At 74.4% G+C, this 15,752-nt stretch carries 15 protein-coding genes; 9 read left to right on the top strand and 6 right to left on the bottom strand.

The window, feature by feature from the left end:
- Positions 1 to 32 precede the first annotated feature (32 nt).
- The 5 genes from IE94_RS0118835 (at position 33) to IE94_RS41545 (ending at position 5,196) form a co-directional block, all read left to right on the top strand.
- Entirely contained in the window at positions 33 to 1,058 is a 1,026-nt protein-coding gene (locus IE94_RS0118835; protein WP_030185672.1) for a LacI family DNA-binding transcriptional regulator, read from the top strand.
- 114 nt (positions 1,059 to 1,172) lie between these two features.
- Entirely contained in the window at positions 1,173 to 2,474 is a 1,302-nt protein-coding gene (locus IE94_RS0118830; RefSeq protein WP_030185665.1) for an alpha/beta fold hydrolase, read from the top strand.
- A gap of 58 nt (positions 2,475 to 2,532) precedes the next feature.
- The gene (locus IE94_RS0118825) at positions 2,533 to 3,276 is read left to right on the top strand and encodes a PIG-L deacetylase family protein (RefSeq protein WP_030185663.1); all 744 of its coding nucleotides are present in this window, start codon (positions 2,533 to 2,535) and stop codon (positions 3,274 to 3,276) included.
- A gap of 58 nt (positions 3,277 to 3,334) precedes the next feature.
- A complete protein-coding gene (gene sigJ, locus IE94_RS0118820; protein WP_425337974.1) occupies positions 3,335 to 4,291 on the top strand; it encodes an RNA polymerase sigma factor SigJ in 957 nt (318 codons plus the stop codon).
- Positions 4,292 to 4,347: 56 nt separating this feature from the next.
- Positions 4,348 to 5,196: a pentapeptide repeat-containing protein gene (locus tag IE94_RS41545; RefSeq protein ID WP_030185659.1), complete on the top strand. Its 849-nt coding sequence runs from the start codon at positions 4,348 to 4,350 to the stop codon at positions 5,194 to 5,196.
- On the opposite strand, the gene IE94_RS0118810 is transcribed toward IE94_RS41545, so the two are convergent.
- On the bottom strand, positions 5,158 to 6,726 hold the full coding sequence (locus IE94_RS0118810; protein ID WP_030185656.1) for a cytochrome P450: 1,569 nt from the start codon (positions 6,724 to 6,726) through the stop codon (positions 5,158 to 5,160). The genes IE94_RS41545 and IE94_RS0118810 overlap by 39 nt on opposite strands.
- Positions 6,727 to 6,846: 120 nt before the next feature.
- Between IE94_RS0118810 and IE94_RS0118805 the strand changes: the two genes are divergently transcribed.
- Together IE94_RS0118805 and IE94_RS0118800 are read left to right on the top strand one after the other, a co-directional pair.
- Complete coding sequence (locus IE94_RS0118805; protein ID WP_030185655.1) at positions 6,847 to 7,455, top strand: TetR/AcrR family transcriptional regulator; 609 nt, start codon at positions 6,847 to 6,849, stop codon at positions 7,453 to 7,455.
- A 118-nt stretch (positions 7,456 to 7,573) separates the two neighbouring features.
- Positions 7,574 to 8,299, top strand: coding sequence for a DUF2470 domain-containing protein (locus tag IE94_RS0118800; protein ID WP_030185654.1), 726 nt, complete (start codon positions 7,574 to 7,576; stop codon positions 8,297 to 8,299).
- Here IE94_RS0118800 and IE94_RS0118795 read toward each other — a convergent pair.
- The 4 genes from IE94_RS0118795 to IE94_RS0118780 all read right to left on the bottom strand — a co-directional run bounded on the left by IE94_RS0118795 (position 8,267) and on the right by IE94_RS0118780 (position 12,481).
- A complete protein-coding gene (locus tag IE94_RS0118795; RefSeq protein ID WP_030185653.1) occupies positions 8,267 to 9,490 on the bottom strand; it encodes a lactonase family protein in 1,224 nt (407 codons plus the stop codon). The two genes, IE94_RS0118800 and IE94_RS0118795, sit on opposite strands and share 33 nt — an antisense overlap.
- Positions 9,491 to 9,515: 25 nt before the next feature.
- Complete coding sequence (locus tag IE94_RS0118790) at positions 9,516 to 10,562, bottom strand: hypothetical protein (RefSeq protein ID WP_030185651.1); 1,047 nt, start codon at positions 10,560 to 10,562, stop codon at positions 9,516 to 9,518.
- Between the two features lie 60 nt (positions 10,563 to 10,622).
- Complete coding sequence (locus IE94_RS0118785; protein ID WP_030185649.1) at positions 10,623 to 11,879, bottom strand: FUSC family protein; 1,257 nt, start codon at positions 11,877 to 11,879, stop codon at positions 10,623 to 10,625.
- A 107-nt stretch (positions 11,880 to 11,986) separates the two neighbouring features.
- Positions 11,987 to 12,481: an FBP domain-containing protein gene (locus IE94_RS0118780; protein ID WP_030185647.1), complete on the bottom strand. Its 495-nt coding sequence runs from the start codon at positions 12,479 to 12,481 to the stop codon at positions 11,987 to 11,989.
- A gap of 192 nt (positions 12,482 to 12,673) precedes the next feature.
- On the opposite strand from IE94_RS0118780, the gene IE94_RS0118775 reads away from it, so the two are divergent.
- Positions 12,674 to 13,963 (top strand): ROK family transcriptional regulator, encoded by a 1,290-nt coding sequence (locus IE94_RS0118775; RefSeq protein ID WP_030185644.1) that lies wholly within the window; start codon positions 12,674 to 12,676, stop codon positions 13,961 to 13,963.
- A 110-nt stretch (positions 13,964 to 14,073) separates the two neighbouring features.
- Complete coding sequence (locus IE94_RS0118770) at positions 14,074 to 14,382, top strand: hypothetical protein (protein ID WP_030185641.1); 309 nt, start codon at positions 14,074 to 14,076, stop codon at positions 14,380 to 14,382.
- A gap of 63 nt (positions 14,383 to 14,445) precedes the next feature.
- Here IE94_RS0118770 and IE94_RS0118765 read toward each other — a convergent pair whose 3' ends face one another.
- On the bottom strand, positions 14,446 to 15,477 hold the full coding sequence (locus tag IE94_RS0118765; RefSeq protein ID WP_030185637.1) for an SDR family oxidoreductase: 1,032 nt from the start codon (positions 15,475 to 15,477) through the stop codon (positions 14,446 to 14,448).
- Positions 15,478 to 15,752: the final 275 nt, after the last annotated feature.

Below are 15,752 nucleotides of genomic sequence, written 5' to 3'. Positions count from 1 at the left end.
TACCCAGCCCGACCTTCGGAGGTCCCTGCCCGATGGCCCATTCCGTGGGTATCAAGGACGTCGCCCGCGCCGCCGGAGTTTCCGTGGGCACGGTCTCCAACGTCATCAACCGCCCCGACACCGTCGCGACCGAGACCCGGGCGCGGGTGCAGTCGGCGATAGACCGACTGGGCTATGTCCGCAGCGAGTCCGCGCGCCAACTGCGCGCGGGACGCAGCCGCATCATGGGACTCCTCGTCCTGGACATGGGCAACCCGTTCTTCGTCGACGTCGCCCGCGGCGCCGAGCGGGCCGCCCGCGACGCCGGGCTCGGCGTCATGGTCTGCAACAGCGCGCAGAACCCGGGGGAGGAGGCCGAGTACCTCTCGCTCTTCGCCGAGCAGCGGGTCCGGGGCGTCCTGCTCACCCCCGCCGACGCCACCGGCCGCAACATCGAGGGCTTCCGGCGCCACAACATCCCCTTCGTCCTGGTCGACCGGGTCGCCGAGGGCACCACCGAGTGCTCCGTCTCCGTCGACGACGTCGCGGGTGGAGCGCTGGCCGTGCGCCACCTCGTGGACGCCGGACACCGCTCCATCGCCTACGTCAGCGGCCCGCCCGGCCTCAACCAGGTGCGCGACCGCCGCACCGGCGCCCTGGCCGCGCTCGCCGAGGCCGGGCTCGGCCCCGAGGCGCTGCGCGAACTGCCCACCGAGCGCCTCGACGTCGCCGCGGGCCGCGACGCCGGCGCCCGTCTGCTGGGCCTCGCCGACCGCCCGACCGCCGTCTTCTGCGCCAACGACCTGCTCGCCCTCGGCGTCCTTCAGGCCATGTACGCCGCCGGTGTCGGCGTTCCCGACGACCTCGCGATCGTGGGCTACGACGACATCGAGTTCGCCGCCGCCGCGGCCGTCCCGCTCACCTCCGTGCGCCAGCCCGCCGTCACCATGGGCGCCATGGCCGCCGAGCTGCTCCTGGAGGAGACCGAGCTGGAGGGCACCGACCGGACCCACCCGCACCGGCGGGTCGTCCTCCGGCCGGAGCTGGTGGTGCGGCGCTCCAGCCTCGCCGCCCGCTGACCGGCCGGTCCGCACGATTTCATGATCCCTGGGGTCGGCGGCCGCCGGACGGTGTGCTGAACTGGGACACGGCCGGAAAATCGGCCGTCAGATCCGTCCGCCCCGGGAGACCCCTTGAGCGTCAGCTACCGCCAGCCAGGCGTCGTCCTCACCGACCGCCGTTTCACCGTGCCCCTCGACCACGCCGACCCCACCGGGGAGACGATCGAGCTGTACGCCCGCGAGGCCGTCGCGAGCGACAAGGCCGACAAGGACCTGCCCTGGCTGGTCTACCTCCAGGGCGGACCCGGCTTCGGGGCGAACCGTTTCATCGGTCGTCCCGCCTGGTTCGGCCGCGCCCTCAAGGAGTACCGCGTACTGCTCCTGGACCAGCGCGGCACCGGCGCCTCCACCCCGGCCAACCGCCAGACGCTCCCGCTGCGCGGCGGCCCCGCCGAGCAGGCCGACTACCTCACCCACTTCCGTGCCGACTCCATCGTCCGCGACTGCGAGGCCGTCCGCCCCCAGGTCACCGGCGGCGCCCCCTGGACCGTCCTCGGCCAGAGCTTCGGCGGCTTCTGCACCGTCGCCTACCTGTCGCTGGCGCCCGAGGGCCTGAGCGCCGCCCTGATCACCGGCGGCCTGCCCTCCCTGGACGGCCACGCGGACGACGTCTACCGGGCCGCCTACCCGCGCATCGAGCGCAAGGTCGTCGCGCACTACGCCCGCTACCCGCAGGACATCGAGCGCGCCCGCCGCATCGCCGACCACCTCCTCACCCACGACGTGGTCCTGCCGAACGGCTACCGCCTCACCGTGGAGGCCTTCCAGTCGCTCGGCATCATGCTCGGCGGCAGCGAGGGCAGCCACCGGCTGCACTTCCTCCTGGAGGACGCCTTCGTCCGCACCCCGAACGGGCACGAACTCTCCGACGCCTTCCAGGAGCAGGCACAGGGCCTGCTGTCCTATGCGGCCAACCCGCTGTACGCCGTCGTCCACGAGGCCATCTACGGCCAGGACGCCCGGCCCACCGCGTGGTCGGCCGAGCGGGTCCGCGCCGAGTTCCCCCGCTTCGACGCCGCGAAGGCCCTCGCGGGCGACGAACCGCTGCTGTTCACCGGCGAGTCGATCCACCCCTGGATGTTCGACTGCGACCCGGCACTGCGCCCGCTGCGCGAGACGGCCGAGCTGCTCGCGGCCCGCACCGACTGGACGCCGCTGTACGACCCCGCCCGCCTCGCCGTCAACGAGGTGCCGGCCGCCGCGGCCGTCTACCACGACGACATGTACGTCGACACCGCCCACGCGCTGACCACCGCCCGCGCGATCCGGGGCCTGCGCACCTGGGTCACCGACGAGTTCGAGCACGACGGCGTACGGGCCGGCGGCCCCCGGGTCCTGGACCGGCTGCTCGCACTCGCCCGCGACGAGGCCTGAACGACGCCGGGCGCGCAGGTCCGGGTGGGATGTCGGTGGCGCGGGTTAGTGTGCGGGCATGACGGAGCCGACGACCACGCAACTGGAGCCCATGCCCGGCGACTGGCGCCGCGCCCTCGCGGTGGTGGCACACCCGGACGACCTCGAGTACGGCTGTTCGGCGGCGATCGCGGCCTGGACCGACGAGGGTCGCGAGGTCGCCTACGTCCTCGCGACCAGGGGCGAGGCGGGCATCGACACCCTGCCGCCCGAGGAGTGCGCCCCGCTGCGGGAGCGGGAGCAGCGGGCGAGCGCCGCCGTCGTCGGGGTGAGCGAGGTGGAGTTCCTCGACCACCAGGACGGCGTCATCAAGTACGGCACCGCGCTGCGCCGCGACATCGCCGCCGCGATCCGCAGGCACCGGCCCGAGCTGGTCATCACCCTCAACCACCGCGACACCTGGGGCGGCGTCGCCTGGAACACCCCGGACCACGTCGCCGTCGGCCGCGCGACACTCGACGCGGCGTCCGACGCGGGCAACCGGTGGATCTTCCCGGAGCTGACCGAGCAGGGCCTCGAACCGTGGAACGGCGTGCGCTGGGTCGCGGTCGCCGGTTCCTCCTCGCCCACCCACGCCGTGGACGCCACCCCGGGCCTGGAGCGCGCGGTGCGCTCGCTGCTCGAACACCGCACGTACATCGAGGTGCTGACCGAGGAGGACCCGGAGACGTACGTGCGCGGATTCCTCACCGGCTTCGCCCGCGCCGCCGGGGAGCGGTTCGGCGGCAAGCCGGCGGTGACCTTCGAAGTCTTCGGACGGTAGCGGCGTGGCGGGGGAGCGGGACGAGCGGGGGGAGTGCGACGTGCAGGGGCATCGGGACATGCGGGGGCATCGGGACGTGCGGGGACATCGGGACGTGCCGGGACATCGGGACGCGCAGGGGCAGCAGCGTCTGGCGGAGCGGTTCGAGGAGCACCGCGGACAGCTGAAGGCGGTGGCCTACCGCATGCTCGGCTCACTGGCCGAGGCGGAGGACGCCGTGCAGGAGGCCTGGCTGCGTCTCGACCGCTCCGGCGGGGACGGTATCGACAACCTGGGTGCCTGGCTGACCACCGTGACCGGCCGGATCTGCCTGGACCTGCTGCGCTCGCGCACCGCGCGCCGGGAGGAGCCGATGACCGAGGGTTTCGACTCCTTCGTGCCGGACCCCGTGCTGCGGGCCCTGCCCCGGGCCGACCCGGAGGCGGAGGCCCTGCACACCGACTCGGTGGGCATCGCCCTGCTGGTGGTGCTGGAGGCCCTGGAACCGGCCGAGCGGCTGGCGTTCGTCCTGCACGACATGTTCGCCGTGCCCTTCGACGACATCGCGCCGGTCGTCGAGCGCACCCCGGCCGCCACGAGACAGCTCGCCAGCCGGGCCCGGCGCCGGGTGCGCGAGGCGACCCCCGCCGCCGAACCGGACCTCGGCCGGCAGCGCCGGGTGGTCGAGGCGTTCCTGGCCGCGAGCCGTGCCGGTGACTTCGAGGCCCTGGTGTCCGTGCTCCACCCGGACGTGGTGCTGCGGGCCGACGCCGGTGCCCTGGCCCGCGGCGCGGCGGCCTCCAAGGTGGTGCGGGGCGCGCGGACGGTCGCCACCGGGGCGTTCCACTTCCGCCACCTCGCCCCGCTCGCCCGCCTCGTCCTGGTCAACGGCTCGGTGGGTACCGTCGCCGTTTCCGAGGGGCAGCCGCGGTCGGTCACCTGCGTCACCGTCGCCGACGGTCTCATCACGGGTCTGTACATCCTGTCCGACCCGCAGCGGCTGGCCCGGCTGGACTGGTCCGCGCTGGAGGTCTGACCGGGGCGCGGGGCCGCCCCCGGACCCGCGCGCCGACGGCCCGTATCCTCGACCGCATGCGAGAACACACGGCGGACCGGGCGGCCGACCGTCCCGGAGCCGAACTGCGCGGCGACTGCGGGAGCTGCTTCGGCCTGTGCTGTGTGGCCCTGCCGTTCGCCCGCTCGGCGGACTTCGCGGTCGACAAGGACGCCGGCACCCCCTGCGCGAACCTCCGCACCGACCACCGCTGCGGCATCCACGCGAGGCTGCGGGAGCGGGGTTTCACCGGCTGCACGGTCTACGACTGCTTCGGCGCCGGACAGCGGGTCTCGCAGGTCACCTTCGGCGGCCGGGACTGGCGCACCGGCCCGCCGGAGCGGGCCCGCCGCATGTTCGACGTGTTCCCGGTCGTCCGCCAACTGCACGAACTCCTCCGGTACCTGACCGAGGCACTGGCCCTGCCCGCCGCCCGCCCGGTCCACGCCGACCTGCGCGGCGCCCTCGCCGACACCGAACGCCTCGCCGCGGGGACCCCCGAGGAGCTGTCCGCCCTCGACGTGGCCGCGCACCGGCAGCGGGTCAACGTGCTCCTGCTGCGCACCAGCGAGCTGGTCCGGGCCGGCACCCGCGGCCGGAGGAAGAACCGCCGCAACGCCGACCTGATGGGCGCCCGTCTCAAGGGCGCCGACCTCGCCGGGGCGGACCTGCGCGGGGCCCTCCTCATCGCCGCCGACCTCACCGGCGCCGACCTGCGGGGCGCCGACCTGATCGGCGCGGACCTGCGCGACGCCGAGCTGACCGACGCGGACCTGACCGGCGCCTTCTTCCTGACCCAGCCGCAGGTCAACGCGGCCAGGGGCGGCCCCGGCACGCGGCTGCCGGACTCAGTCACCCGCCCGGTGCACTGGACAGCGGGACGCTGAACCGGCGTTCCGTGCGCCCTCGTCCCGTGCTTGGCCGGCGTCGTCCGTGCGGGAGGCGGGCGCGGGCGTCGAGGGGGTCCGCCGGTCCAGGCGCAGGCGCAGCCCCTCCGGCATCAGCGTCAGCCGCTCGGTGACCCGCAGCCGGTAGCCGGGGTCCGGCCGCAGGTCGTAGCGGCGCAGCAGCAGCCCGAGGACCAGCGTGGCCTCGTGCAGCGCGAACTGCCGTCCGATGCACGCCCGCGCCCCCGTCCCGAACGGCTTGTAGGTGTGCGGGGCGCGCGACCGCACGGCCTTCGCGTCGAAGCGGTCGGGGTCGAAGCGCTCGGCGTCCGGCCCCCACACCTGCGGATCGCGGTGCAGCATGCCCGTGAGCACCAGCGCCCAGGCCCCGCGCCGCATCGGGTACGTGCCGCCCAGCACCGTGTCCTCGCGGGCCTCCCGGGCGAACCCGGGGGCGGTCGGCCACAGCCGCAGCGACTCGTCGAGCACCCGGCGCACATGACGCAGCTTGGCCACCTGCTCGTAACCGGGCGCCTCGGTGTCGCCCCACACCCGCTCCACCTCGGCGCGGGCCCGGGCCGCGACCTCGGGGTGCCGGGCGAGGTAGTACAGGGCGAAGGAGAGCGCGCCCGAGGTCGTCTCGTGCCCGGCGACCAGGAACGTGATGACCTGCCGGCGGACGTTCTCGGCCGACAGCCGCTCACCGGACTCGGGGTGCGCCGTCTCCAGCATCCGGTCGAGCAGGTCGCCCGTGCCGCCCCCGCCGCCCTCCGCCCGGCGTGCCCGGACGAGGTCGTCGACCGTGCGGTCGAGGTAGGCGATGTCGGCGGCGTTGCGGCGGCTCGCGTCGCGCAGCAGCCAGGGGGCGAGCGGAGCGGGCACCGTGTTGAGGCGCTGCGCGTAGCCGAGCGTGCCCACCATGGCGGTCACGAACGGATGGAGGCGGGGGCGTTCGAAGGAGCCGAAGTCGTGCCCGAAACCGGTGCGCGCGATGGTCTCCAGCGTCAGCTTGGTCATGTCGCCCGGGACGTCCACCGTCCGGCCCGCCGCCTCGGCCAGGTCCCACTGGTCGGTGAGCCGCCCGGCCACGTCCAGCATCATCACGTGGTACCCGGCCATCGCCTCGCGGCTGAACCCGGGCGCCAGCACGTCGTGCGCGAGCTGCCAGTTGGGCTCGTGGTTGTACGCCGTGAACAGCCCGTCCCCGGCGACCGGACGCAGGTTGGCCACCCCCAGGCCCACGTGCTTGGCGAACCGCGTGTCGTCCGCCAGGTCCGCGGCGAGGGACGCGCCCCAGACGAACACGAACTCCTTGCCGAAGGCCCGCCGCCGGAATATCGGCCCCAGCCGCCGCGCGTACCGCAGCGAGTCCTGCATCGGGGTGCGCCTGCTCGCGCCCACGACGTCACCGAGCAGGGGCAGCCGGTACGGGGGGTGCGGGATGCGGTGCAGTTCGGGCCAGCCCAGCTCGGCGCTGCGGAAGCCCTTGGGCAGTCCGTCCCGGGCCGTTCCTCTCGCTGTCTGGACCATGACGGGATCTCTCTGACGCGGCGGCGTGTCGAACGAGCCGGGGCGAGCGTGTTGTACATGGGTTCAATAGCGCGCCCAGTCTCGTCCCGTTGTTGAACCGGCGTCAAGTAAGGTGCGGGCATGGTCGCGAACCAGGGCGAGCGCACCCGCCGCCGGCTCAGCACCGCCGAGCGCCGGGAGCAGTTGCTCTCGGTCGGCGCGCGGCTCTTCTCGGAGAGCCCGTACGACGAGGTCCGGATCGAGCAGGTCGCCGAGATCGCCGGGGTCTCCCGCGGGCTGCTGTACCACTACTTCCCGAACAAGCGGGACTTCTTCGCGGCGGTCGTCGAGCGCGAGAGCGAGCGCATGCTGCGGATGACGGCGGCCGTGCCCGGCGTCCCGGTCCGCGAGCAGCTCGGCGCGGGTCTCGACGCCTACCTGGAGTACGTGCGGGCCCACGCGCACGGCTACCGCGCCTTCCACCGCGCCGACGCGGCCGGCGACCGGGCGGTGCGCCGCGTCTACCGGAAGGCGCTCGCCGCGCAGGAGCGGCAGATCCTCGCCGCCCTCGCCGCCGACCCGGAGTTCGGCCCGGCCTTCGAGGAACGCGGCGACGTACGGCTGGCGGTGCGCGGCTGGCTGGCCTTCACCACCGCGGTCTGCCTGGAGTGGCTGCGGGATCCGGAGCCCGCCCGTGAGCAGGTGCGGGACCTGTGCGCCCGGGCGCTGTTGGGAGCCATCGCGCCCTGACGGGGTTGCCGCGCCGGGCGGCGGCCGGACCCGTCGAGCGGGTGCGGTGGTTGGCGCACTCCCCGAACTCCGATAGGTTAGGTGAGGCTTACCTAATAACTCGTGAACGGAGGTTGGGATGGGTGACAGCCACACCTGGACGGCCGCGCCCGCCGCGGCGGAGCAGGCCCGCTCGGTGCTCGCCGCCGCCTGGTCCTGCGCGGTGACCGCGGAGGGCGGCCGGGAGGAGTTCGTCGGCGCGCACTCCGTGGCCGACGACGGCCGGGTGCTCCTGCACGTGCCCGAGGACAGCGCCCTGCTCGCGGCGGCGGTGTGCGCACCCCGCGGGGAGCCGTCCGCCGTGCTGGAGTTCGCCGACGTGGCGCCCGTCCCGGTGCGGGGCCGGATCAGGGCCCGGCTCTGGCTGGCCGGCTGGTTCGCCGTGGCGGACGGACACCTGGCCTTCCGGCCCACCCGCGTGGTGCTGCGGCGGCCGTCCGGGGCCGTGGTGGTCGACGTCGACGAGTTCACCGCCGCCGCGCCCGACCCGCTGGCCCTGGCCGAGGCGCGGCTGCTGACCCATCTCGCCGACTGCCACGACGACGCCGTGCAGCGGCTGACCCGGCTCGTCGACCCGGCCGGCCTGCACGGAGCGATCCGGGTCCGACCGCTCGCCGTCGACCGGCACGGACTGACCCTGCGCATCGAACGGGTCCGTGACCACGGCGACGTACGCCTGCCCTTCCACGCACCCGCCGACGAGGTCGCGCAGCTCACGGAACGGGTGCACGTGCTGCTCGGCCAGGCGGGCGCGGCCTCCCGCCCGCGGGCCCTACAGCGGCAGCGCACAGACGGCGACGGGTGAGGCGAACGGCTCTCCCGCGGGGTGCAGCCCGCCGTCCCGCGCGCCCACGCGGAACGTGCTCACGGTGCCGGACCGCTGGTTGGCCGCGAACAGCAGCCCGCCGTCCGGGGAGAAGGCGATCTGCCGAGGGAAGACGCCGCCCGCCGGCACCGTGCCGAGGAGCCGGAGCCGGGCGCCGTCCGCCTCCACCGCGTACCGCGCGAGGCTGTCGTGACCCCGGTTGGCGAGGAAGGCGTACGCGCCGTCGGCCGTGACCAGGATCTGCGCCGGGTAGTTGGTGCCCGTACCGCCACCCGGGCCCGCCCCGGTGGACTGCGCCCCGCCCACGGTCAGGCGCCCGGTCTTCGGGTCGTACGCGCAGACCGCGACGGTGTTGTCGAGCTCGTTGGCGAGATACGCGTGACGTCCGCCCGGGTGGAAGGTGAGGTGCCGGGGCCCGGCGCCCGGCCGGGTCCGCGCCCGGGCGACCTCCGCGAGGGTCCCCGCGCCCTCGTCCAGGCGGTAGGTGTACACGGTGTCCGTGCCGAGGTCCACGGCGAGGACATGGCCCCCGTCCGGGGCGGTGACGACCTGGTGGGCGTGCGGACCCCGCTGTCCCGGGCCCGGCGGGGGAGCGGAGTGCGTGACCAGGTGGGTGCGTTCGCCCAGCGCGCCCGAGGCGTCGATCGGGTGCACGGCGACGCTTCCCGAGCCGTAGTTGGCGCTGAACAGCCAGCGCCCGCCGGGGTGCACCGACAGATGGCAGGGCGCCGCGCCACCGGTGCTGCGGCTGCCCAGCACTTTGCGGTCGGACAGCCGGACGGCGGTCACCGCCCCCTCCTCGCGCTCGTCGACCGCGTACAGAATCCGGCCGTCGGGACGCACCGCCAGGTACGAGGGGTCGTCCAGCTCGGCGAGGACGCCCCGGCCGGTGATACGGCCCGTGCCCGGTTCGTACGCGGCGAGCGCGACGCCCTTGCCGCCGCCCTCGACGGAGGTGTAGGTGCCGAGGAACAACGGGCGCGTACCGGAGGCCGCCCGCTCCCTGCCCGGCGTCCCGCTGCCCGCCCGGGAGGCGGTGGGTGTCGTGGGTGGCTCCTGCGGCTCTTCGGTGCTGTCGCAGGCCGCGGTCGTGGGGAGTGCGGCGGCCGCGGTGGCCGTGCGGGCGAGCAGCCCGACGACGCGCCGCCTGGTCCACCGGTCACCGTTCATACGGCCCTCCCGTGCCGTCCCGCCGCTACCAGTCCCCGTCCTGGACCGGCTTGCCCGGCGCGTCGCCCAGCGGGTGGACCTGCTGGGGCGCGGGCGGCTGCCAGGGCTCGTGGTCGTCGCCGATCCAGTCCCCGACCGGCTTCACGTCCTGGAGCGGCTCGGTGGGCGCGAGATCCTGGGCGTCCTCGTCGTAGTAGTCGTACCAGGGCAGACCGGCCCGGGTGTAGGCGGCCCGGTCCACGGGGGACTGCGGCGGTGCCTCGCCGGTGATGCGGTGCCACTCGGGCGGCGTCACCAGGTGCACGAAGACCCGGCCCGCCGGCCGCTCGGCCCAGTCCGTCGACGGCCGTTGGTCGCGGTACACCTCCTGGCGCATGGAGCCGCCGACGCCGAGCCCCATGGCCGGCGCCGACCGGGGCCGGGGCCCACCGCCGTACCCCGGGGCCGCGCCCGGGGCGGCCGGTGCGGACGCCGGAGCCGCGAACGCCCCGGCGGAACGCGCCGCCCCGCGGGCCGACTCCGTGCGGCGCCGCTCCTCCTCGCGCCAGCGGGCCAGTGCCGTGTCGCCCAGCGTGAACGCCTGCAACTGGACGCCGCCCCAGACCTCCTCGCCGGTGACCTGGCCCTCGACCGTCGCCCCCATGCCGAGCGGCACCGCCACGAACTGACGGACGGTGCCGGTCCCGGAGTTGATGCCGTCCAGCCAGGGCTGGCGGGGCAGCACCACGTAGTTCTGCGGATCCCGGGACAGCCGGTCGCTCCAGGGCCTGCCCGAGACCGCGCACACCTTGCCCACCCCGACCTGGAGCGCCGCAGGCTCCCTCGTGCCCGCGAAACTCAGCCACATGGCCTCGCGCAGGTACACCGGCAGCATCACGCCGCCCCGGGCCAGCCACGCCTCGGGCACGCTGTCGGCGTAGTCGCGGACCCGGCGGACCGGGAACTCGCCGAGCCCGGGCGGCAGCGGATGCGTGCCCGTCTCCGGCAGCCGCAGCGTGCGTATGAAGCGGACCGTCGCCCCGCCCGGCAGTGTCAGCCGGTTCCCGTCGATCCGCACCCTGCTCCCGCTCATCCGAACGCCCCCTCATCCGCCGTCCGCACGCCCTCGCCGACCGTGCGCCGTTCGCCGTCCTCAAGAGGAACGCCGCGAGGCGGTGCCGCGGTTCCGCCCGCGCAGCGCGGCCCGCACCCGGTCCCGCAGCCGGGTCAGCCGCGGCATGCGCTCGCGCTGCTCGCGGGTGTGGCGGTCCAGCTCCTCCAGGAGACGGCGGGAGCGGTGCTCGGTGTCCATCTCGTCGATGATCCGGTTCACCTCGGCCAGGACCGCCCCCCGCAGCTGCCACTGCCGGGAGTCGCGCCGGACCTCGCCCAGCAGCAGGTCGGCCAGCCTGTCCCGGGTGCTCGCGGCCTGGCGCAGTTCGGCGGCCAGACGCTCCTCCGCGGACTCGGCGTTCTCGCTCACGCTGCTGGTGACCAGTACCGAGAAGCTCACCACGGCGTCGGCGATCTCGGACAGCAACTGCTGGATCGCCGCCCCCGTCTCCGGCGCGAACAGGGGTTCCGGCTCGCGCTCCTTGGCCAGGTCGGTGAAGCTGCGCGCCAGGACCCGCATCACCACCGTGCAGATCTCCAGGGTGTCCAGGCCGGTGCGGAGCACGACCCGGTGCAGCAGTCCCTCCCGCACCCGGGGGTTGAACCGCAGGCTGTCCTCGGCCTGGCGCAGGTCCTCGTCCACCTCACCGATGTCGTGGTCGAGCCGCCGGGCCTCGTGCAGCCGGGCCGCCGCCTCGTGGAACGCGGTGCTGCCGGCCGCCTCCTCGCCCATCCGCAGCAGCAGTTGGCGCACCTGCCGGGCCAGTCCCACGACCGACTCGCCGGCCTGCTCCACCCACACCGGTGGCGCGAGGATCAGATTGAAGACCAGGCCGACGATCGCCCCGATCAGCGTCTCCACCACCCGGGCCCACGCCAGGCTCCCGTGCGAGGTGACGCCGAGCACCAGCATCGCGCTGATCGCCACCTCGGCGGTGAACTCCTCGGCGCGCACCAGGTGCCCGACCCCCAGTGACGCCACGATGATCAGGCCCAGGCTCCACCAGCTGAGCCCCACCAACTGGCTGAAGGCGATGGCGACCAGGACACCGGCGACCACCGCGTTCACCCGGCGGAAGCTCATCTTCAGCGTGGCGTAGAGGGTGACCTGGACGACCAGCAGCGCGGTCAGGGGCGCGGTCAGCGGCGCCGCCGACTTGTCCGGGCTCAGCCGCACCGCGATGACATAGGCGATCGAAGCCGCGGCGGCGGAGCGCAGGGCCTGCACGACCAGGGGGTCCTTCAGCCACTTCACCCGCCGCAGAGCCGCCCTCGCGGCCTCAAGCACATCCCGCATCCTCGGGCTGTTCCCTTCCGCAGGCGCTTCGAACGTGTCCCGATCAGGACGGTAGCCGGACGCGGACGGCCGGACCCCCTCTCACGCGCCGGGCGCCGCCGGACGGGTCAGCCGGTCACCTTGGCGACGAACGCGGACAGATTGCCCAGCGCCCGGGCGACCTGTTCCTCCAGGGTGAGGCTCTCCTCGAAGCGGGCACCGCTCTGCGACACCTTCCTGCCCCGCAGGTACAGGGAACAGGCGAGGTCGGTGCACATGTACAGGCCGACCGAGTTCCCCTCGCGGCCGGCCGCTCCGGCCTTTCGCGCCGTCATCAGCGAGACCCCGCCCCGGGGGTGGGTGGTCAGGCACAGCGCGCACATGCTGCGCTGGAAGTAGCCGCTCCTGGCCGGCTGGAAGCGCAGCGCCACGCCGGTGAGGCGCCCGTCGAGGTCGGCGACCAGATAGCTGCGGTCGGGCGCCCCGGGATCCCGCCAGCCGAGGAAGTCGAGATCGTCCCAGGGACGCTCGTCCAGGTCGCGGGGGACGGCCAGGCGCTTGGCCTCGCCCTTCGAGCAGTTGATGAAGGAGCCGCGGACGTCCTGCTCGCCGAGTGCTCTCACGGGGAGCCTCCCCTTGATCGATAGGAACCTAGGATCTCTAGGTTTTAACCTAGCGTAGATAGCCTACGCGTCGAGTCGCCACCGGATTTCGGAGAGGCGAGTTCATAGCATGAATTAAGTACCGAGGGAAGTCGCGTACGGTCGTACGGCAGAGGTATCTTGCACACCGGGCACGGCACGGGGAGGAACCACATGGCGGCGCGGAACGGGCGCACGGTGCGCGACCTGAGGAGGGCCAACCGTACGGCCGTGCTGCAACGGCTCTACTTCGACGGACCGCTCAGCCGCTTCGAACTGGGCCCGGCGACCGGACTCAGCTCCGGTTCCGTCAGCAACGTGGTCGCCGACCTGGTCGCCGACGGACTGGTGGAGGAGGCCGGCAGCGTCGACTCCGACGGCGGACGCCCCCGCACCCTGCTGCGCGTGGCCCCCGCCAGCGGGCACATGATCGGCGTGGACGTCGGCGAGACCCGGGTGCGGGTCGAGCTGTTCGACCTCACGCTCACCGAACTCGCCCGCGCCGAACGCCCGCTCGCCCCGCAGCGCTACGACGTCGACGTCATCGTCGGACACATCCGCGAGGGCGTCTTCGAGGTGCTGGCCGCCGCCGGACTCCCGCCCGAGCGGCTCCTCGGCGCCGGGATCGGCGTCCCCGGCATCGTGGAGCACACCGCCGACCGCGGTGCCGTGGTGCACGGCCAGACCATCGGCTGGGACGCGGTCCCGCTGGAGGCCCTGCTGCGCGCCGGGTCCCCGCTGCCCGACACCGTGCCCTACCTCATCGACAACGGCGCCAAGACCCTCGGCCAGGCCGAGATGTGGTTCGGCGCCGGACGCGGCGCCCGCAACGCGGTCGTGGTCCTCTTCGGCTCGGGGGTCGGCGCCAGCCTCGTCACCCCCGAGGTCGAGCAGGGCAGGGCGGTCGAATGGGGGCACCTGACGGTCCGGGTCAGGGGCCGCCGCTGCCGCTGCGGAGCGCTCGGCTGCCTGGAGGCGTACGCGGGCGCCGAGTCACTCCTGGCCCGCTGGCGGGAGGAGGACGGCAGGGTGCCGGAGGGCACCGACGAGGAGAGCGCCCTCACCGCGATGCTCGCCGCCGCCTACCCTGCCGACGGCGCGGCGGCCGACCCGGTCGCGCTCGCCGTCCTGGAGGAGACCGCCGAGTACCTGGGCGCCGGCCTGTCCGACCTGATCAACCTCTTCCAGCCCGAGCGCATCCTCATCGGCGGCTGGGCAGGTCTCCAGCTCGGCACCCGCTTCCTGCCCGCCGTACGCCGCCACGCCGTGTCGTACGCGCTGCGCCACCCCGCCCGGAAGGTGACCGTCGACCTGGGGCGGCTCGGTCCGGACGCCGTCACCGTCGGCGCCGCGATCCTGCCCCTGGCCGACTTCTTCGCGCGGGGCGGCAGGCGCCCCGAGCCGGCCCCGGAGTACCCGGTCCCCGCCTGGCGCACGGCGCTCGCGGAGCGGACACCGCACTGAGGTTTCACCGCCCGCGCAGGAGGTACCCGACGCCGCTCCGACGACGTCGGGCGATCCCGTACGACCGTCGGGCGACCGGAGACCGAGACAGCCGCGGGAAGGAGCGCGCCGTGTCCGACCACCGCCACGCAGGACCGGGGGAGGACGGTGCCCCCGTCCCCCGCGACATGCCGGACCAGCAGGCCGGGGACCACGACGACCCCTGGGAGGCCGCCTCGCCCACCCGCGAGCAGCGCGAGCACCGGCAGGGCCTGGACGGCGAACGCTCCGAGGACGACGAGGAGAGCGCCGGTGACGCGGAGAGCGGACCCGCGACCGACGTACCCGACACCGACGAGGCGGGAACGGGACGGCAGGGCGCTCCGCACTCGGGCGCCGTGCACCCCGAGCACCCGGTGCCCGACGAGTCCTCCGGCTGAACAGGCGATCCGGTCAGGGGCGCCGACGTCGCTCACGCGTGGCGCTCGGCCACGCGTGAGCGCTCAGCCCACCTTGCGCCCGCGCATCGGCTCCGTGTCCGCCCCCGCGCCCTGCCGCAGACCGTGCAGGAACTCCTCCAGCACCTCCGTGGCCGTGCGCGTGGCGTGCCAGCCCAGCTCGACCCGCGCCCGGGTGCAGTCCATGAGCGGCAGCCGCAGCACCGCGTCGAACAGGTGCGGCGAGGCGGGCAGCAGGCGCATGCCCCAGGCGGCGGCGACCGCCGAGCGGGCCGCGGTACGGGGGAGCCGGACCGGGCGCACCCCGATCAGTTCGCCCAGCAGCTCGGCGTCCACCGGCGGCTCGGCCGCGAGGTTGAACGCGCCCCGCGCCTCCTCGGAACGCACCGCCAGCCGGTAGGCGCGGGCGGCGTCGTCCGTGTGCAGGGCCTGCACCCGCAGACCGGGGACGTCCGGCAGGAACGGGAGCAGCTCCGGACGCGCCGCCGGACCCGGCAGGAACCGGCCGCCGAAGATCCGGCGCTGCTCGCTGGCCGACTCCCGCTTGAAGAGAAAGGCCGGCCGCATCCGCACCACCCTGATCCCCGGGTGGTCGCGTTCGAAGATGTCCAGCGTCCGTTCCAGGTACGCCTTCTCCCGGCAGTACGCGGCATCCGGCCAGCCGTGCGTCGGCCACGACTCGTCGACCGCGTGGTTCTTCGGCCCCGGCGAGTACGCGCCGACCGAGGAGGCGTGCACCAGAGCCGGCACCCCGGCCGCGGCCACCGCCTCGAAGACCCAGATGGAGCCGAGGACGTTCGTGCGCCAGGTCGTCGCCGGGTCGTGCGTCGGCTGGAAGGCCCAGGCCAGATGGACCACGGCGTCGGCGCCGGCGAGGTGGCCGGTCAGGTCGGTCTGCTCGGAGGCCAGGTCCACCGCCGCCCACTCCGTCTTCGCGGGCGACCAGTCGGGGATCCGCCGGGCCAGCCCGAGTACGGATCCCACCTCCGGGTCCTCGGAGAGAAGCCGCACCACGCTGGTGCCCACGTTGCCCGTGGCACCGGTGACCACGATCCTGCTGCCCGTTGCGCTGCTCACCCTGCGCTCCTCTCGGCCGTTCCTCCGTGCGGGGAGCACCGGGTACCCGCCGCCCGGGAAAGGCACGCGCGAAGTGGGCGGGCTCGGTGCCTTGCGGGCATGGACCGTGCGGGCCCGGACCGTGCGGGCATGGGGAAGCCCCGACCGCGACGGGGGAATCACGGCCGGGGCGGCTCGGGGCGGATACGGATGGCGGTCGCCTCTCGGCGAAAGGCTCCACAGGGCTTCAGCCGAACGATCGTCCCTGTGGGCAATAGGTGAGGCCCGGGGACACT

Origin of the sequence: Streptomyces violaceorubidus (assembly GCF_000717995.1) — a bacterium.
Lineage (GTDB): Bacteria > Actinomycetota > Actinomycetes > Streptomycetales > Streptomycetaceae > Streptomyces > Streptomyces violaceorubidus.
This window is presented reverse-complemented; position numbering and strand designations above follow the sequence as displayed.